Source organism: Agrobacterium vitis, from assembly GCF_013426735.1.
In the GTDB taxonomy this organism is placed as follows: domain Bacteria; phylum Pseudomonadota; class Alphaproteobacteria; order Rhizobiales; family Rhizobiaceae; genus Allorhizobium; species Allorhizobium vitis_D.
This window is the reverse complement of the sequence record NZ_AP023274.1, coordinates 262,177-280,924: the sequence shown is the minus strand read 5'-3', so window position 1 is coordinate 280,924 and position 18,748 is coordinate 262,177. Positions and strand designations below refer to the sequence as shown.

The following is an 18,748-nucleotide window of genomic DNA, read 5'->3' as shown; positions in this document are numbered from 1 at the left end:
ACCAGCGGCAATTTCCCGCTGCTGGCATGGCTCAAACGCCGAGCGAGGCCTTGTAGAGTGATATCTGCTTGTCGCGTCCAAGCTGATCGGTGATTTTTTCCCAAGCAGCCGCAATAGCGTCGGCGCCTTCCTGGGGCTTCACCCTTCCGGCGAACACCTTTGCCAATTCATCTTCCGCCACGCTGTAATATTGGAAGATACCGGGAATACGCGGCTCGATGGCAGCGTTCGGGTGGTTGTAGGACTTCGACTGCGAGGCGAGATAATTGCTGATGAACGCTTCCTCGTAACCCGCTGCCACCCATTCCTTGATATCGAATTGGCTCTTGCGATAGCACTGGAAGCCGGAGGGGTAGGCTGCCGTCCACAAGGCGAGATCCTTGCCGCCGAGATGGGCTGCCGCACTCCAGGCCGCCTTCTTTTTCTTCTCGTCCTTATCGACACGAGCCATGACGTAAACGCCCCAACCCAGATAGGCCATGTTGGGCGCATAGTTCGGCCCGCTGGCCAGCGTCTCCCATTTCCCGGTCTTGGCATTATAGACATCGTCGGAGCCGGGAAGAATGTCGAAGGCAATGGTATCGCCCACCACCGAACTATCGCTGGTCTGGGCGCTTTGCCCGACATCGCCCCACCAGGAGACCATGGAGCCGGTTCCGGCCAGAAACTGCTGGAACGCCGTCGTCCCCGGATCGGCATTCAGCTGGTCACCGGCTTCGGAAGGCAGGGCATCGACCACGTCCTGTATAGCGCGCACCCAGGCAGGATTATTGATGCGCGGCTTCATCGTATCGATGTCGAACAGCCAGGCCTTGTCAGCCGGGTGCTTGGCATAGGCCGTCGCGCGGCTGCCGAGGAAGTAGAAGCCAAAACCACCCCAGGCCTTTGGCGCGTCGAGATAGCCGATGGCATCGGCACCGGCGATTTTCTTGCCCTTGAGGAACTTGGTCGCTTCCTGAACCTGCTGCCAGGTTTTCGGCACGCCCCATTCGCCCGCATGGCCTTCGGCTTTCCAGGCCTTGGCGAGATCGGCGTCGGTGAAATAATCCTTGCGGTAGTTGAAGTTGTGGCAATCGCCATCCACCGAGACACGGTAGACTTTGCCACCCCAGGTGCCGACCGGGGCCTTCAGGTAATCGACGTAATCATCCATGTCGATCTGGGCCTTTACCCAGTCCGGCATTTCCGAGGCAAGACCCTTGCCGCAGACATCACCTTCAAATGGCGCGCCCATTTCCAACAGGTCGAAATCCACGGTGCCGGTGGCAATCGCCTGTTGAAGACGGGGATTGTAATCTGCCTGGGCCAGGTCGATCCAGGTGATCTTCGCGCCGGTATAATCCTCCCAGGGCTTCAGGAAGCCGCGAAACAGCACATTGTGCAGATTCTGATTGTTCAGGCCCATGAAGGACAGTTCGACGCCAGCGAACTCTCCCTTCTTGACGGTCTTCCTCGTGGCCTCCAGGCACAGCTCGCCGACCTTCTGCCAATCGGCATCGGTGGGAGAGCCTTTTCCAACGCCGGGTATTTGCAGGATCTGGGTGCGCAGGGACGCTTCATCGGCAAGTGCCGTTCCAGCATTGCCCAGCAACCCACCGGCAGCCGCCACAGCCCCAAGGCTTGCACCGGTCTTCAGGATGGCGCGGCGGCTCAACCCTATCGCCATCATCCTCTCGTATTCGCTGACTTTCATGCGTATCTCCTCCCTTGTTCGCCTATGTCAAATAACTGCTTTCACATGTCCCCTCCCGTGGACGGGCGAAAGCAGACTCTCGCTTTTCCCTGACAACCTCTATTCCAACCGCAGCCCCGTTTCACCGTCGAACAGATGGACCATGGCCGGGTTCGGCGTCATGGCAATCATCTGTCCGGACGGCTCTGCCAAACGCTCGCGGAACACGCCGATAACTTTCTGCTGGCCAAGCCGGGCGAAGACCTGGGTCTCCGTTCCGGTCGATTCCAGCACGGTGACGTTGGCGGTGACATCGCCGCCAAGCACAAAATGCTCAGGCCGAATGCCGTAGAAAGCCGCTCGTCCGTCCGAACCTGCAGGAGCCGAATTCAAGGGAAGTCGGATGCTCTCTTCGGTCTCGAAAAACGGCGTTGCAGATGCCCGGATATGTCCCTTGATCAGGTTCATCGACGGCGAACCGATAAACCCAGCCACGAACATGTTGGCTGGCGCATCGTAAAGGGCCAGCGGCGAGCCAATCTGCTCGACGCGACCATCCCGCAACACGACGATACGGTCCGCCATGGTCATGGCTTCAACCTGATCATGGGTCACATAAATCATCGTCGTCGCCAGACGGCGTTGCAATTCCTTGATTTCAGCCCGCATTTGCACGCGCAGTTTCGCATCGAGATTGGACAGTGGTTCATCGAAGAGGAAAACCTTCGGATCTCGCACAATCGCCCGGCCCATCGCCACGCGCTGCCGCTGGCCGCCGGAAAGCTGACGGGGATAGCGGGCCAGATAGGGGACCAGATCGAGAATTTCCGCTGCCTTGCGAACGCGCTCATCAATGAACAGCTTGGTTTCACCGCGCATCTTCAGCGCAAAGCCCATATTCTCCGCCACCGTCTTGTGCGGATAAAGCGCATAGCTCTGGAACACCATGGCGATATCGCGATCCTTTGGCGGCAGGTCGTTGACGACCTTTCCGTCGATAACGACATCGCCAAAGGTGATCGGCTCCAGCCCGGCAACCATGCGCAGCAGCGTGGATTTTCCGCATCCCGATGGGCCGACAAGAACAACAAATTCACCATCAGGAATCTCGACAGAAACGCCATGGATAACCCTCAGGCTACCATAGGCCTTGCCGACATTGACGATATTCATCGATGCCAAAAGCAATTCTCCTCCCAGGACGGCGCGCCTTGCGCACGCCGTTTAAGCGGTTTTCCGGAAAACCGTAACGGTTGGAGACCTCCCTCTCGCCGCCCCAGTCCTTGCGTCCCGAAAGACGCTGTCTTCGCCAGGAACTTCACATAGTCTTTTATTTTGGTAAAGTCCGTTATTGCGTTTCGCTTAAATATTTTCGACGTTCATCGAAGCGCAGTCGAAACGGAAGTTTTGGCGACGTTGAACTATGAATTGCGATGAGTATAGCGCGTCGCGCCGCCCTGTTTAAGCATCGCCGCATCGGGAACATCACAAAAATATGTTAAATCGTGAAGAAATTCATGACTACAAAGGGAAGGCAAGCCAATGCTGAAGGGAATAGATCCGGTTTTGAACGCTGAGTTGCTGCATGCCTTGATGTTGATGGGCCACGGCGACCAATTGGTGCTGTGCGATATCAACCATCCGGCCGAGACGATTGCCAAGCACACGACTTATGGCAAGCTGATCAATCTGTCGGGTTGCGGTCTTGAGGTTGCCACGGCGGCCATCTTGACGCTTTTCCCCCTCGATACCTTTGTGGAAGCGCCGGTGAAGAGAATGCAGGTGGTTGGCGATCCCGATGGGCAGGTGCCGATCTTTTCGGCCATCCAGCGTGTGGTGGACCATGCAGAAGGACGACCGGTCAAGATCGACGCCTTGGAACGTTTCGCGTTTTATGCTGAGGCAAAGGCGTCCTTTGCGATCGTCAGAACGTCCGATCCCGGCCCCTACGGATGTTTTATTTTCAGCAAAGGCGTCGTTTGATTCGAAAGCAAATGTGTCTTGATCTATCAGAGGGGTGAATCGATCAGGCCGGATCGATTCAGATAACTCGTTGGACGCTTGAATCGAACCACGCCAGACTCTGGCCATGGAGAAAGAGAACAACAGCCCGGTCCAACTTCGCCGTATTGATCCGTCGCAAAACATGCGGCGCTTTTACACGCTCGCGCTGCAACCGACCCTGTTCGGGGGCGCCTCGGTGATCCGCAACTGGGGTCGGATTGGGACGGCAGGCCAGACCCTGATCGAGACTTTTGATCGAAAGGAGGATGCCCAGCGGGTGCTTTCACGCCTGGAGCGGACGAAAAGAAAACGAGGTTACCATGACGCGGGTCGTCTATCTTGAAGACATCAGACATATTCATACTCTTTTACAGAGCAGTTGAATTTGCGTGCGATTCATCATACATATTCTACTTAGAGAGACGAAGGCGGCTCTGCCCTAAGCGGCAGGGCATGAAAGTGGTGAATGGTGTGACCGGTCAAGTGAAAACACGCGCCAAGGGTGCTGGCTCCCTGGTTGCACAGGTCAGCGACAGCCTTCGCAAGGCGATCCTTGGCGGGGACTATGCGCCGGGCGATCGGCTTCCCAGCGAAATGGAGCTGACCGAGGCCCATGGTGTCAGCCGGACCGTCATCCGTGAGGCCGTGACCGGCCTGCGTTACGATGGGCTGGTGGAGGTGCGCCAAGGGGCAGGCATTTTCGTCCTCAATCATCATCAATCACGCTCAAGCCCGTCGAAGCTTGATCGCGCCCGATTGTCCTCAGATCTTGAGGTTTTGGAGATCCGCACGCCGCTGGAGATAGAGGCTGCCGGGCTTGCCGCGCTGCGCCGTTCGCCGGCGCAGGAGGAAGCGATTTTCGACTGCCATGCAAAATTGCTGGCCTGTATCGAGGCCGACCGCTCCATTCGAGAGGCCGATCTGGCCCTGCATATGGCGATTGCTGCGGCCACCAACAATCCGCTGTTTACGCAATTTCTCGAGATGCACGGTGCATCCGCTATCCCTCAGTCCAAAGTGGTTGCGGAAAACCGGGCTGCTGAACAAACGGCCTATCGCCGCCTCATCCACAGGGAACACCAAGCCGTGGTCGTGGCGATTTCCGACGGCGACGAAAAAACCGCCCGCGCCGCTATGCAGGATCATTTGCGCGGCAGCCAGTTGCGCTACCGTGATCTGTTGCGCGATCTGCGCGGTATCGGCAGCGAGACCTGAATTTTAGGCTTCCGTACCCCAAACCTCAATTTGGGTCAGCGCCGGAAACGGCGATGGATCATCGGCTTTCACCAGACTGTGCAGCCGAACCCATTCGGTGTGCGTTTCGGGCAGGCTAAAACACTGGGCGGCAGAGGATTTAACCAGCGTCAACTGCGTTTCTTCTCCACCCGAAAAGCTCAAAACAGCGCTTTCCCACCAGGCATCGTGCGGGAAATCAGCCCGTAGAGTGAGCACCACTTCACGGAGCGTGACCGGGCGACCGAAAAACAGGGTCAGGGCAGCCTGCGGGTCCCTGTTGATCCCCCAACTGGTGAACGGCCAGAAACCGTGATTGCTATTGGCCCGCTCGCCATCGATGACATTGCGAACTGCAAAGGCCGCCTCCCCGCGTGTTTCGACATTGGCCTCGACATGCGGAAAAGCTTGAGAATTGGCGTGGTCATCCAGGGGGTTAAAGGCAAGGTTTCTCTGTGCTGCTACCTCTTCCGGCCTCGCCTTCGCAGCGTGAAGCCGGTGCAGGTCTCCGCAAAAGGCATGGGGTGGGTAAGCGATCTTTCTGGCGCCGAACGGTATGGAAAAGCTAAAACGGCCCTGCGGCAGATAGAGGATGGCCGGTGCTATGGCGGCATCAAACGCCAGACGGATATGACCGGGCTCTGACACTTCAACCAATAGCTGGTCGCCGTCACGGTAGGGCTGACGATAGACCAGAAAGGCGTCTTCGTCCGCACTGCTCTGCGCCAGATTTTGGCCCGCAGCATCCACCACCGTGAGTGTCACTCTCATTCTCACCCTCCTCAAGTAATCGTCAGCGATAAGCGCGATGTCTCAAACGGCAGCAGAATACGGAAAATTCTCTCCGGCCATGCCTGCCGCAGCCGGGGATCACCGATATCGATTGCCTCGATGATTGGCTCTGCCGCACCGCTCACACTAATTTCGCCGAACCCGTCCAGGACCAGCCTCCCTGCTTCCACGCGTGGCGCAATGCAGGTCATCAGCGATAGAACGGCAGGCTTGTCACCATCATGCTCGTCGATAATCTCGATATGGCTGCCGCGAATGAGCCTGACGCTGCGGCGATAAGAGCGCAGCCCTGCTTCTTTCGGGTAAGCTGCGGCTATCTCCAGCGAAATGCGGGCCTCCTCCACCTCGAAAGCCGTCTCGACATCGCGTGCAGCACATTCCGGCCCCTCCTGCTGCATGATGCCCGCAAAAGCAGGAAGGTTGTGGTAAGCTGATTGCATCGTCCAGATCTCGTAACGCTGCGGCGAGAAAGTCTTGGCCGTATAGGTTTCGACGCCGATATCGATGAGAAATGGTTGTCCGTTCTTGTAAAGCGTCAGGCTGCCGACATCGTTATGATTATGGCTTTCGCCGTTGTGTCCACCCTTCACCGCCAGATCGAAACGGTTGTCGCGGGCGATGAAAAGCCCGGTGCCGGGGTAGAAAATATCACCTTTTGCCGCTGGCTTTGCGGGCGCAGGCTTAACGTCCGGCAAGCGTGTGGCTGCCATCAGCCGGTACCAAAGGTTCCACTCTTTCGACAGCAGAGGATCTGCGGATTGCTGAAGATCGGCAGCGGCAAAATCCATCAGCGCCTTCGAGCCGACCGCTTCGCCGAACAGATATTCCCTGATGCTACAGGGTTCCAGAACTGCGGATGAATCGGCAAAATTGACATAATGCCGTCCAGACACACGCATATTGAGGATGTATTCCGCCATATTGCGGATCTTGGCTGCCTGCCAAAGCGGACGGCACAGGTCCGGCACGACCTGATCCAGCACGGTCATGGCGCCAAACAGACAGAGAGCGGCATGGCGATAATAGAGCACGCCTTCCTCGCAGGCGCCGTCCTCGGCATAGTCGTTGAGAAAGGCATCGAGACTGCCCAGCGCTTTGACCAGCACTGCACGGCGAATCTCCTGGCTGGTGGGCAGGGAAAACGTGGCGATGAGGACGTTCTGGGTGATCCAGGCAGTCCAGTTGTTCATCCTCTCGTTTCCCTGCCCCATCCACCAGAAATGCCGGGTAAGATAAGGGGTGATGATACGGCGGTGGATCTCCTGTTCTATGCGGGCAGGCAGGCGCGGATCGCGTTGCGCAAGAGCCGGTCTCAGCAGCCAAACAACGGTTGCCAGGTTCGCCGCCGTTTCTGCCGAAAAGAGATCGACCACCGGGTCATCAGGATCGGGTAAAGGCTGACGCGGACCGCCGCGTCCATAGGCATTGTGCGCTGGCAATTGCCACCCGCTTTCCTCACAGATCAGGATGACACCATCGATAATGGCGTCAATGAAGTCGCCCCCGTCGCTCTCCCCTTTGCCTTTCGCACATTCCGCCAGAACCAGATCATTCAGCATCAGGCGGCGGCGGAAATATAGATCCTCGAAGCGCGAGCGATTGCCTGTTTGGGTATAATCGCGGTAATGAGAGGCGAGGATTTGCGGCCATTCAGCCTCCAGCGCCGTACGACCTGCGGTCTTAAGGGCGGTGAGATGGTCGGCGCCCAATCGTTGCAGCAGCGTATAAATATCGGGACCTGAGGCTGGCTGGAAATCGGCCAGATAGGGCGGCAAGCTGCCGATATGCTCGCTGAACATTGTGCTCACCTCCCCTTCCTCACCGTCTAGCAATCCCCTGCTATCATACCTATTTTCACCTTTCCAGTAAATTTGTCTGATGTAATAGGAAGTTGTTTGACCAATAACCGATCTATGCTATGCAAGGATCGGGAGACGGGTGCAACCGACAGGCGGCCCCGCATGGAACGCTTGAGCATGGCACGATACGGCTTCGTGCGGGAGGAAAGCTGATGACGGTCATCAGTCCGGTTCTATCTGGCGGCAGCGCCGAGAACGGCAAAGGTGCGACCTCGAAACGCAGGGTGCGGATCGTGTCCAAGCGCCGGCGGCGGATCGAAAATGCGCTGATTGCCTATTCCTTCATTGCTCCGAATTTCCTGGGCTTTGCCGTCTTCACGCTCGGTCCCATCCTGTTTGCCTTTGCGCTGGCCTTCATGCATTGGGACGGTTCCAACCCGATCACCTTTGCCGGGCTCGACAATTTCTGGCGGCTGTTTGAAGACAAGGCCTTTATCTCCGCCTTCTGGAACACAGTGATCTACACTCTTGTCTCGGTGCCTGCGACGCTTGCTTGCGCGCTTGGCCTCGCCATCCTGCTCAACCAGAAAATCCGTGGTCGCGACTTCTTCCGCACCGCGATGTTCTTTCCCTATGTCGCGTCACTGGTCGCCGTGGCTGTCGTCTGGAACATGCTGTTCAACCCCGAAATGGGGCCGGTGAACATGCTGCTCTACACGCTCGGCCTCGACCCCAACGACATGCCCGGCTGGGCCGCTGACCGGCACTGGGCGATGGTCACCGTCATCCTGTTCGGTATCTGGAAGAGCATGGGCTATTACATGGTCATCTATCTGGCCGGGCTACAGGGCATCAATGCCGAATTATACGAGGCGGCCGGTCTCGACGGCGCCAATGGCTGGCAGAAATTCCGGCATGTCACCGTGCCGCAGCTTGCTCCAACGACGTTTTTCGTCACGGTCATGCTGACAATCCAATCCTTCAAGGTGTTCGATCAGGTCTATATGATCACCCAGGGCGGGCCTGGAACCTCGACCCTCGTGCTAGTCTACCATATCTATAACGAAGCCTTCATTTCCTGGGATCTCGGCTATTCCAGCATGATCGCGCTGGTGTTGTTCTTCCTGGTTCTGGCGGTCACCGTTGTCCAGTTCCGCCGCCAGAGGGAGGATTGAACCATGCGGATTGCCGGACGCAGGATCAGGGTTTCGACAATTGCCATCTACGCAACGGTCATCGCCGTCACCATCATCATGTTGCTGCCGTTTGCGTGGATGCTGTCAGCCTCGCTGAAGCTCGACCGCGACGTCTTCGTGTTTCCCATCGAATGGATACCGGCCCATCCGCGCTGGCAGAACTATGTCGATATTTGGACGAAGATTCCGCTGGCCCTGTTCATCTACAACACCTCGAAACTGACGATCATCGTCACGCTTTTGCAATTGTTAACGTCGAGTTTTGCAGCCTATGCTTTCGCCAAACTGCATTTTCCCTTCAAGAACACGCTGTTTCTCGGCTATATCGCTACCATCGCCATGCCCTGGCAGGTCTATATGGTGCCGCAATTCCTGCTGATGCGGGAATTCGGGCTGAACAACACCCATCTGGCGCTGATTTGCCTTCAAGCCTTTACAGCCTTCGGCGTCTTCCTGATGCGGCAGTTCTATATGTCGATCCCGACAGAGCTCTGCGAAGCAGCCCGGATCGACGGCATGAACGAATATCAGATCTGGGCGAAGATCATGCTGCCGCTGTCGAAGCCAGCGCTATCGACCCTGACGATCTTTACCTTCGTGACCACCTGGAACGATTTTCTGGGGCCGATGATCTATCTCACCAAGACCGAGTTGAAGACCATCCAGATCGGGCTTCGGATGTTCATCTCGCAATATTCCGCCGAATACGGGCTGATCATGGCGGCGTCGGTCGTCGCGCTCATTCCCGTGCTCGTCGTCTTTCTGGCCTTGCAGCGCTTCTTCGTCGAAGGCGTCGCATCAACCGGGCTGAAGGGGTGATGCCATGAATGCCATGTTTTCCAACGCACCACAGCCAATCACCGATCAACAGGTGACCATGGCACTCGACATTGCTGTCGCCCAGGTGCGGCGCAATCTGCCTGACTTCACCTATGCGGCGCAGAACCATTCCAGCGTCGGCAACCGGTATCCAGCGGTTGCCAATGACCAATGGACGGCGGGCTTCTGGCCCGGCGAAATCTGGCTCGCCTATGAGCACAGCGGCGATAAGGTCTTTCGATATGCCGCTCAGATTCAGGTGCAAAGCTTCCTGCATCGCATCGAGAACCGTATCGCCACCGACCATCACGATATGGGGTTTCTCTATTCGCCCTCCTGCATTGCCGCGTGGAAACTGGTGGGCGACGAGGATGGACGCAAGGCGGCACTCCTGGCCGCCGACCAACTGATCGAACGCTACCAGCCCATCGGACAATTTATCCAGGCCTGGGGCGCCAAGGGCAATCCAAACGAATACCGCTACATCATCGACTGCCTGTTGAACCTGCCGCTGCTCTACTGGGCGACAGGCGAAACAGGGGATGAAAAGTACCGCGAGATTGCGCTCTCCCATGCGCGCACCACGCTTGCCCATTCGGTGCGGGAGGACTGCTCCACCTATCACACCTTCTACATGGATCCCACGACCGGCGCTCCGGTACGGGGCGTGACCAAGCAGGGCTATAGCGACGACAGTTTCTGGGCACGCGGGCAGGCCTGGGGCATTGCTGGCATGGCCCTGTCCTATCGTTACGAGCGCATTGCCGAATACCGCGACGCTTTTGAGCGGCTGCTGGGCTTTTATCTGCAGCGACTCCCAGACGATCTCGTGCCGGTCTGGGACCTGATCTTTTCGGCAGAGGACGGCGAACCGCGCGATAGTTCGTCTGCTTCCATCGTCGCCTGCGGCCTTCTGGAAATGGCCGATCTCGTGGAAGACGCGGACGCCGCACGCTACCGCGATCTGGCCCGGAGGATGATGAAAAGTCTGGCCGATCACTATGCTGTCAAGGACCCGGCCCTTTCCAACGGGCTTGTTTTGCATGGCACCTATTCGAAGAAAACCCCACACAACACATGTCGCGGCGAAGGTGTCGATGAGTGCGTGTCCTGGGGCGACTACTATTACATGGAAGCTTTGACGCGCCTGTCGCGCAACTGGTCTTCCTATTGGTGATGCGTGAGGGATAAATGGCAAGCATTTCGCTGAAAAAGCTCAACAAATCCTTCGGTGCACTGAAAGTGGTGCACGATATCGACCTTGAGATCGCTGACAAGGAATTCATCATCCTTGTCGGGCCGTCCGGCTGCGGCAAATCCACCACGCTCAGAATGATTGCGGGGCTTGAGGAGATCTCCGGCGGGCAATTGCTGATCGGCGAGGACCTGATGAATGACGTGCCGTCGAAGGATCGCGACATTGCCATGGTCTTCCAGAACTACGCGCTCTATCCGCATATGACTGTCTACAAGAACATGGCGTTCGGGCTCGAGCTGCGGAAAGCGCCGCGCGATGTGATTGAGACAAAAGTCCAGGAAGCGGCAAAGATCCTCGACATCACTCATCTGTTGAACCGCAAGCCCAAGGCGCTGTCGGGCGGCCAGCGCCAGCGCGTGGCTCTGGGCCGTGCCATGGTGCGCAATCCGGAAGTGTTTCTGCTCGACGAGCCGCTGTCCAACCTTGATGCCAAGCTGCGTGGCACGATGCGGGCCGAAATATCCAAGCTGCACAAGCGGCTGAATGCTACCTTCATCTATGTCACCCACGACCAGGTGGAAGCCATGACCATGGCCGACCGTATCGTTGTCATGAAGGATGGTCATATCCAGCAAGTCGATACGCCGCAGCGGCTCTATGACCATCCGATCAACATGTTCGTGGCGGGCTTTATCGGTGCGCCGCAGATGAACATGCTGCCCTCGACGATCCGGCGCCAGGAGGATGGTTTCGTCGCCGTCTTCAACGATCATGCCCTCCCCTTGCCGAGCACCTTCGACCAGAGCCGCATCGCGCCCTATCTGGACCGCGACATCGTTTTGGGCATACGGCCTGAAAATTTCCATGAGCTGGCACCGGGCGATATTGATCCGGCCAATACGGCACCCTTTGAGGCGGTCGTTGAATTGGCCGAACCGATGGGCTCGGAAGTGCATCTCAATCTCGTCGTCGCCGGGCGCTCCATCGTTGCCCGCGTGTCGCCGCGCTTCAAGGCCAGGCTGGGTGAGCAGGTGCGCCTCACCGCGGACATGACCAACGCGCAATTGTTTGACCCGCAGACCGAGCGGTCGATCCTCTACTGACAGGACAACACGATGCAATGGTTGGAGGCGATCTGGACGAAAGAAGGAAAGGGCATCGCCAAGGATGCGCCGAAGCGCACCGGCCTTGCGTTGTTTTGCGAGATCATCGGGCGCGAATGGTGGGAACTGGTCAAGCTCAACCTTCTGTTTCTGGTCGCTGCGCTGCCCATGGTCACGCTGCCCGCTGCCCTCTTCGCCACCGCCAGTATTTGCCGTTCCATGGTGGAAGACCGCAATGTCTACCTGCTGCGTGATTTTGCCGAAGCCTTTCGTCGCTATGTCGCCGTGGCAACGGGATGGGGTCTGGCAACCGGTCTGGCGCTGTGGATCGGTTTTTGTGCGATCTTAACCTATGGCGCCCAAGTGCGCGACAGCCTGATCTACGCGGGTCCCCTGGCTGTCAGCCTTGTCGCGACCGGTTTTGTTGGCGTGTGGTCGGCGCATTTCATCGTGCTTGCGGTGATGAGCAAGCGTGGCGCCCTGGAGATCCTGCGGCTATCGGCGCTGGCAACCCTTCTGCGACCTTTGCCGACGGTGGCGGCGCTGGTGTTTATCGCGGCCCTTTGGCTTGTGCATGTGCTGCTCTATCCGGTTTCTGTCTTCATGCCGGCAATGATCAATTTTTCACTTGGAATGTTCGCCATTTCATTCGGCGCGCATCGGGCAGCGGCGCTGGTTTTGGCCGAGCAAGATACTTCTTATCGAACGACAGAAATATCATAGGAAGCCGCTGGGAGGCGCTTTCAACGAGACAATCAGGGAGGAGAACAGAATGTACAGGCAGACATTTGGGATATCGCTGACCATTGCCACTGCGGCACTGGGAATGGTCACTGTCATGGCAGGCGGCGCATTCGCGCAATCGGCGGCCCCCGTCACCCTGAAATGGGCGCTGTGGGACTGGGACAAGGTGGCCTATTACAAGCCGCTGATCGAAGCCTATCAGGCCAAGCATCCGAATGTGAAATTCGAGCCGGTGGATCTCGGTTCGCAGGACTACACGCAGATGATCGCCACCCAACTGACCGGCGGCGCCAAGGATATCGACGTTGTCACCATCAAGGACGTGCCGGGTTACGCGACCCTGGTGCGGGCCAACTCTATCGGTGATCTCTCGGGCTTCATGACCGAGCAGAAGATCGACAAAGCTGGATATGGCGGGCTTATCGAGGAGCTGAGCATCGACGGCAAGGTCTATGCAATACCCTTCCGCTCCGACTTCTGGGTGGTCTATTACAACAAGGACATCTTCGACAAAGCGGGCGTTTCCTACCCGACCAATGACATGACCTGGACGCAGTTCGACCAGATCGCGGTTAAGCTGAAGGGTGGCATGGGGGTCAACAAGACCTATGGCGCATTGCTGCACACATGGCGTTCAACCGTTCAGCTTCCAGGCATCATGGATGGTCAGCATACGCTGGTCGGTGGCGATTACGCCTTTCTGAAGCCCTGGTATGAGCGGGCGTTGAAGCTTCAAAAGGAAGGTGCGATCCCGTCCTATGCATCGCTGAAAACCTCCAATACCCATTATTCGGCACTGTTCTTCAACGGAACGGTCGGCATGTTGCCGATGGGGACCTGGTTCATCGGCACCCAGATCGCCAAGGTCAAGTCCGGTGAATCCAAGAGCAAGAATTGGGGCATCGTCAAGTTCCCACACCCGGACGGCGTTGCAGCCGGCACCACGGCGGCGCAGATTGCGGCTCTTTCGGTCAATAACAACTCAGCCCACAAAGACGTGGCGCTTGACTTCATCAAGTTCGTGACGGGACCTGAAGGTGCAGCAATCATTGCCGATACGGGAACTTTACCAGCGGTGCGCACCGACGATGTCAGCACCAAGATCACCTCGCTGCCCGGCTTCCCGCAGGACGAAAACAGCAAGGCGGCGCTTAAAGCCGGCAAGTCCTATCTGGAAATGGCGGTCAGTCCCAATGCAGCAAAAATCGAGGTCGTGCTGAACCGTGTGCATGACGCGATTATGACAGACAACACATCTATCGACGATGGCCTGAAGGAGATGAACGACGGCGTCAAGGCGATCAAATAGCGCGCAGCTGGCCTGGCCGCAGGTTGTCTCCTTCCTGCGGCCAATTCACTCGAAACAGTTCATGGATATCGATTGTGGTTTACGATCCGGCCCAGGCCAACCCGCTCTACGGCAACCCCTTGCGCAGCCGAGATGATGTGGCGAAAGCCCTGCTCGACCTGTTCACGCCGCTCCTGCCCTATTTTTCGCAAGGCGGCGCACGGGTAAGGCTTGGCGCATCCGGCGCGATTTTCGATCATGCGGCTGCCGATCTCGAAGGTTTTGCCCGGCCCCTGTGGGGCATCGTACCCTTTGCGGCGGGCGGTGGCGATTTCCCGCACTGGGATCTTTACCGACGTGGCCTGACCCATGGCACCGATCCGCAACACGAAGACTATTGGGGCGATGTCTCTGATCGCAACCAACGGCTGGTGGAGCTTGCCGCCATCGGCTTTACGCTCGCCATGGTGCCACAGCATATCTGGGAGCCTCTGGATGATGTCGCTAAGGCCACCATCTCGGCCTATCTGCTCAAAGCCAGAGACCGCGAGTACGTCGATAACAATTGGAAATTCTTCCGCGTTCTGGTCGATCTGGGATTGGAGCGGGTGGGAGTAGAATTCGACCACGCCAAGACCATTGCCTATCTCGATGAGCTGGAAGGATTCGATATTGGTGATGGCTGGTACCGCGATGGGCCGGTGCGTCGGGTGGACCACTACATTCCCTTTGCCATGCATTTTTATGGGCTGATTTATGCCGTGCTTGCCAACGAAGACGACGCCCGTAAAACCCGTCTCCGCGACCGCGCAACGGTCTTTGCCAGGGATATCCGCCATTGGTTCGGACCGGATGGTGCTGCACTCGCTTTTGGGCGCAGCCAGACCTATCGTTTTGCCGCTGGTGGTTTCTGGGGCGCGCTGGCCTTTGCCGATCTTGATGCCCTGCCATGGGGTGAGATCAAGGGCTACTACATGCGCCATATCCGTTGGTGGTCGGCATTGCCAATCGCCGACCGCGACGGTGTGCTGTCTGTCGGCTACGGCTATCCCAATTTGCTGATGAGTGAGAGCTACAATTCGCCCGGTTCACCCTATTGGGCGCTGAAATTCTTTCTCCCGCTGGCCCTGCCCGCCGATCACCCGTTCTGGCTGGCGCAGGAAACCGAAGCGCCGTCCTTCAATGCGCCGGTGCCGCTCGAAAAACCGGGCATGGTCGCCATGCACACGCCGGGCAATGTGGTTATTCTCTCCTGCGGCCAGGAACACGACAAGATGCGTGGCTCCAACGAGAAATACGCCAAATTCGTCTATTCGACCCGCTATACCTTCAATATCGAGGCCAATGATCGCCATTTCGATGCGGCCAGTTTTGATGGCATGCTGGGCCTGTCGGATGATGGCGTGCATTTTAGGATGCGCGAGACGCTTGAAGAGGCGATGATTGCCGATGACAGGCTCTATTCCCGCTGGAAGCCCTGGGCGGATGTGACTGTCGAAACCTGGCTCGTTCCACAAAATCCCTGGCATATCCGCATCCATCGGATTGCAACGCCGCGCAGCCTGATGACCAGCGAAGGTGGCTTTGCCATTGCCCGCGCCGACTTCAGCCGCGACCGTATAGAAGAAAGTGCTGGCCGCGCGGTGTGGTTCGGGCAAGCGGATGTCAGCGCCATTGTCGATCTATCCGACCATCAACGCACCGGCCGTGCTCATGTGCCGATTGCCAATACCAATCTTTTATGGGCAAAAACCAACCTGCCGCAATTGCGTGGCGCAGTCGAACCGGGCCAAACCGTGCTGGTAACGGCAGCATTCGCGCTACCGCTGGGACGTGCAGCAGATGAGGCTCTTGCCGCTCTGCCTACTTGCCCCGATCTCGAGGTGCTGGAGCAGCAGTTTAGAGACGCTGGACGCCGCGTCGCGGCCTTCGATATCGGCTGAGTGTCATGAGCATGAATGACCGAGCAAACGAGCAAGAGGAAGTGGCATCCTTGCGCCGCCACCGGCTCAATATCCTCACCTGGGAGCGGAATGCGCAGGATATCGAGAGCGCAGCCCATCAGGCACGGCTTCGCCAGCTTCAGACCTATGCCGGCGCAACATTTTCTCCGGGCGCTTATGTCGCGGAAAAGGCTGAAATCCATACGGATAGGCTGGTGATGGGTGCCGGATCGTGGATTGCCGGTCATGCTCTGGTGCGTGGCGATGTCGAGCTTGGCGAGAACGTTTCGATCAATGCCTATGCCTGCATCTCTGGCCGGGTAAGGTTGGGAAATGGGGTGCGGATTGCCTCGCATGTCAGCATTATCGGCTTCAATCATGGCTTCGACGATCTTGAAACGCCGATCTATCGTCAGCCGCTGACATCGCTCGGCATCGAGATTGGTGATGATGTCTGGATCGGTGCCAATGCGGTCATTCTGGATGGCGCCCGGATCGGCAGCGGTGCCATTATCGCCGCCGGTGCCGTGGTCTCAAAAAACATCCCGCCACTGGCCATCGCTGGCGGCGTACCGGCCCGCGTGCTGCGGATGCGCGGCAAAGACACGACGTCTCCCCCCAAAACGGCGGCGGTCGAGGCCGCGCTTGCCGCAATCGATACTGCTGCTTCGGCTGATTGGCGAGCGGTGGTGGAACGACATCGTGTCGGGGAGAATTACAGCTCGCCAGATGCAAGCGGCAAGCCCGTTACCAGCATTCGTCATCTCTGCGACGCCATCGAAATTGCCGCAGCCTTCGGTGATATCGGCTCGATATTCGATGTCGATGCCACCATCGCCCGCCTACAAGCCGTTCAAGACCCCGAAACCGGGCTTTTCCCGGACCCTTATCGTGACGCGCAGCAGCCTCTGCATCACGATCCGATTGCCTTGTACAATGTGCTGGCAGTTGGGTATGCCCTTGAATGCCTGGGATCAGCGCCACTCCATCCCTTCCGGTTCATCGAACGCATGAGTGCAGGTGATCTCGTGCAATGGTTGGAGGAGCTGCCCTGGCAAACACGCGCCTGGCATTGCGGTGCCACCGTCGATGCCATCGCAACCGCCTTGCATTTCAACGGTCACTATTTTGGTGCAGGTGTCAACCGGCACAGTTTGTTTGGCTGGCTGAGCCTCAACTGCAATCCAACATCCGGCCTTTGGGGTACGGAGACACCGGAAGACGGGCTGTTGCAGCCGGTCAATGGTTTTTACCGGCTGACACGCGGCGCTCATGCGCAATTTGGCATACCGGTTCCCTATCCGGATGCCGCCATCGATTCCGTTATCGCCAATTACCGCGCTCATGACGGATTTCGTGGACAAGGCTTCAATGCCTGCAATCTGCTCGATACTGTGCACCCGCTGCTGCTTTGCCTGAAGCAGACACCTCATCGCCGCGACGAGGCGATAGAAATCGCAACTGGCATCATTCTGCAACTGTCGACACGATGGCAAAGTGGGCAAGGCTTCCCGTTCGCAGACGGTCATCCACCCGGTTTGCAGGGAACTGAAATGTGGCTCACGACCTGTTGGCTTGCAGCCGAACTCCTGAACCTCTCCAGCAGCCTGTCATTCAAGCCACGAGGCATTCATCGGTACCGAGGATGAGACAGCATTTTCAAACGCTACCCCCTCGCCAACCTCTTTGCTGCGAGATATCGATTATGTCATTTTCTACGTAATTTGAAGTGGCCTCCCGGGGCGTATGATCTCGAAAGGCCTGCCATATTCGGGTAACTGCACAAAGTGTCGCAATAAGGCCTCTATGTTCTCCTTTTAAATTGACCTACCGGCCTCATCGAACCGGTGAAGGCATCCCTCCATTGGCTTGGCACTGATGATTTCGCCGATCCTTGGCTCATGGCTGCCGCTGGTGCGGATCAGCAGCTTTCCGTACAGAGCGGAGTCGATGGTCATGAACGTATCGCTGCCAAGGCATTCAGCGGCAACCACCGCACCGGTCCAGGCATCATGGTCCTGGGAAAGCACCAGATGCTCTGGTCTTATACCAATGGTTGCTGCACTATGTCGCTGGGCCGCTTCGCCCGACACCAGATTCATTTGTGGTGAGCCAATGAAGGCGGCAACAAAGAGATTGGCTGGTCGGTGATAAAGCTCCAGCGGTGTGCCCAATTGCTCAAGGACGCCCTTGTTGAAAACGGCAATTTTATCGGCCATGGTCATGGCTTCCACCTGATCATGGGTGACGTAAATGGTTGTCGCATTCAATCTCTTCTGTAATTCCCGAATTTCCGAGCGCATTTGCACCCGCAGCTTGGCATCGAGATTGGAGAGAGGCTCATCGAAGAGGAAAACCTTCGGGTCGCGCACAATGGCTCTGCCCATGGCAACGCGCTGACGTTGCCCACCTGAAAGAGCTGCGGGCTTGCGTTTAAGATATGGTTCAAGCCCCAGGACCTCAGACGCCTTTGCCACGCGCGCATTGATGTCCGCCACAGAATGCCCGGCGAGCTTAAGGGCAAACCCCATATTCTCGGCTACTGTCATATGCGGATAGAGCGCATAATTCTGAAACACCATGGCAATGTCGCGCTCACGTGGGCTCAAGTCATTGATGCGGACACCATCAATAAAAATATCGCCGCCTGATACCTCTTCCAAACCCGCAATCATCCGTAGGAACGTCGATTTTCCGCAGCCGGATGGTCCAACCAGCGCCAGGAATTCCCCGTCCCCGACCTCTAGATCCACACCATGGATGACCTCCAAGGCCCCGTAATGTTTCCGTAAATTTTCAATGCGCACCACAGCCATGATTTCCTCCCAGACAAATCGCTTGACGCAAAACAAAAGTGATTTAATCTATTTATTACGCTGAGGAAAGATGCCTGTTGGAGGAGACGGTAGGCATTGGATGACATGGAGGCGGGGGCTTGCCCGCGATTGAGGGTTTTA

At 57.4% G+C, this 18,748-nt stretch carries 16 protein-coding genes; 11 read left to right on the top strand and 5 right to left on the bottom strand.

The annotated features are described in order from the left end of the window. Positions 1–31 precede the first annotated feature (31 nt). Together H1Y61_RS23440 and H1Y61_RS23435 are read right to left on the bottom strand one after the other, a co-directional pair. Positions 32–1,693: an ABC transporter substrate-binding protein gene (locus tag H1Y61_RS23440; RefSeq protein WP_180575291.1), complete on the bottom strand. Its 1,662-nt coding sequence runs from the start codon at positions 1,691–1,693 to the stop codon at positions 32–34. Positions 1,694–1,792: 99 nt separating this feature from the next. After that, entirely contained in the window at positions 1,793–2,854 is a 1,062-nt protein-coding gene (locus H1Y61_RS23435) for a sn-glycerol-3-phosphate ABC transporter ATP-binding protein UgpC (protein WP_180575290.1), read from the bottom strand. Positions 2,855–3,214: 360 nt separating this feature from the next. On the opposite strand from H1Y61_RS23435, the gene H1Y61_RS23430 reads away from it, so the two are divergent. From H1Y61_RS23430 to H1Y61_RS23420, 3 genes are all read left to right on the top strand, one after another. After that, complete coding sequence (locus H1Y61_RS23430; protein WP_180575289.1) at positions 3,215–3,655, top strand: RbsD/FucU family protein; 441 nt, start codon at positions 3,215–3,217, stop codon at positions 3,653–3,655. Positions 3,656–3,761: 106 nt separating this feature from the next. After that, positions 3,762–4,019, top strand: coding sequence for a WGR domain-containing protein (locus tag H1Y61_RS23425; protein WP_180575288.1), 258 nt, complete (start codon positions 3,762–3,764; stop codon positions 4,017–4,019). A 110-nt stretch (positions 4,020–4,129) separates the two neighbouring features. Further along, entirely contained in the window at positions 4,130–4,891 is a 762-nt protein-coding gene (locus H1Y61_RS23420; RefSeq protein WP_180575287.1) for a FadR/GntR family transcriptional regulator, read from the top strand. A gap of 3 nt (positions 4,892–4,894) precedes the next feature. On the opposite strand, the gene H1Y61_RS23415 is transcribed toward H1Y61_RS23420, so the two are convergent. Continuing rightward, the gene (locus H1Y61_RS23415) at positions 4,895–5,680 is read right to left on the bottom strand and encodes a carbohydrate-binding protein (RefSeq protein ID WP_180575286.1); all 786 of its coding nucleotides are present in this window, start codon (positions 5,678–5,680) and stop codon (positions 4,895–4,897) included. An 11-nt stretch (positions 5,681–5,691) separates the two neighbouring features. After that, a complete protein-coding gene (locus H1Y61_RS23410; protein WP_180575506.1) occupies positions 5,692–7,500 on the bottom strand; it encodes a heparinase II/III domain-containing protein in 1,809 nt (602 codons plus the stop codon). Positions 7,501–7,712: 212 nt separating this feature from the next. On the opposite strand from H1Y61_RS23410, the gene H1Y61_RS23405 reads away from it, so the two are divergent. The 8 genes from H1Y61_RS23405 to H1Y61_RS23370 all read left to right on the top strand — a co-directional run bounded on the left by H1Y61_RS23405 (position 7,713) and on the right by H1Y61_RS23370 (position 17,440). Continuing rightward, positions 7,713–8,675, top strand: a complete 963-nt coding sequence (locus H1Y61_RS23405) for a carbohydrate ABC transporter permease (RefSeq protein WP_180575285.1) — start codon at positions 7,713–7,715, stop codon at positions 8,673–8,675. A gap of 3 nt (positions 8,676–8,678) precedes the next feature. Continuing rightward, positions 8,679–9,515 carry a carbohydrate ABC transporter permease gene (locus H1Y61_RS23400; RefSeq protein WP_180575284.1) on the top strand — a complete coding sequence of 279 codons (837 nt, stop codon included), beginning with the start codon at positions 8,679–8,681 and terminating at the stop codon, positions 9,513–9,515. A gap of 4 nt (positions 9,516–9,519) precedes the next feature. Next, positions 9,520–10,692: a glycoside hydrolase family 88 protein gene (locus tag H1Y61_RS23395; RefSeq protein WP_180575283.1), complete on the top strand. Its 1,173-nt coding sequence runs from the start codon at positions 9,520–9,522 to the stop codon at positions 10,690–10,692. Between the two features lie 14 nt (positions 10,693–10,706). Beyond that, the gene (locus H1Y61_RS23390; protein ID WP_180575282.1) at positions 10,707–11,816 is read left to right on the top strand and encodes an ABC transporter ATP-binding protein; all 1,110 of its coding nucleotides are present in this window, start codon (positions 10,707–10,709) and stop codon (positions 11,814–11,816) included. A 12-nt stretch (positions 11,817–11,828) separates the two neighbouring features. Further along, positions 11,829–12,539, top strand: coding sequence for a DUF624 domain-containing protein (locus tag H1Y61_RS23385; protein ID WP_180575281.1), 711 nt, complete (start codon positions 11,829–11,831; stop codon positions 12,537–12,539). A gap of 103 nt (positions 12,540–12,642) precedes the next feature. After that, positions 12,643–13,869, top strand: a complete 1,227-nt coding sequence (locus H1Y61_RS23380) for an ABC transporter substrate-binding protein (protein ID WP_409364013.1) — start codon at positions 12,643–12,645, stop codon at positions 13,867–13,869. Between the two features lie 74 nt (positions 13,870–13,943). Then, the gene (locus tag H1Y61_RS23375) at positions 13,944–15,791 is read left to right on the top strand and encodes a DUF2264 domain-containing protein (RefSeq protein ID WP_180575279.1); all 1,848 of its coding nucleotides are present in this window, start codon (positions 13,944–13,946) and stop codon (positions 15,789–15,791) included. Between the two features lie 5 nt (positions 15,792–15,796). Continuing rightward, the gene (locus tag H1Y61_RS23370; protein WP_180575278.1) at positions 15,797–17,440 is read left to right on the top strand and encodes an acyltransferase; all 1,644 of its coding nucleotides are present in this window, start codon (positions 15,797–15,799) and stop codon (positions 17,438–17,440) included. Positions 17,441–17,608: 168 nt separating this feature from the next. Here the strand turns inward: H1Y61_RS23370 and H1Y61_RS23365 are convergent, their stop codons facing one another. Then, positions 17,609–18,607: an ABC transporter ATP-binding protein gene (locus tag H1Y61_RS23365; RefSeq protein ID WP_180575277.1), complete on the bottom strand. Its 999-nt coding sequence runs from the start codon at positions 18,605–18,607 to the stop codon at positions 17,609–17,611. Positions 18,608–18,748: the final 141 nt, after the last annotated feature.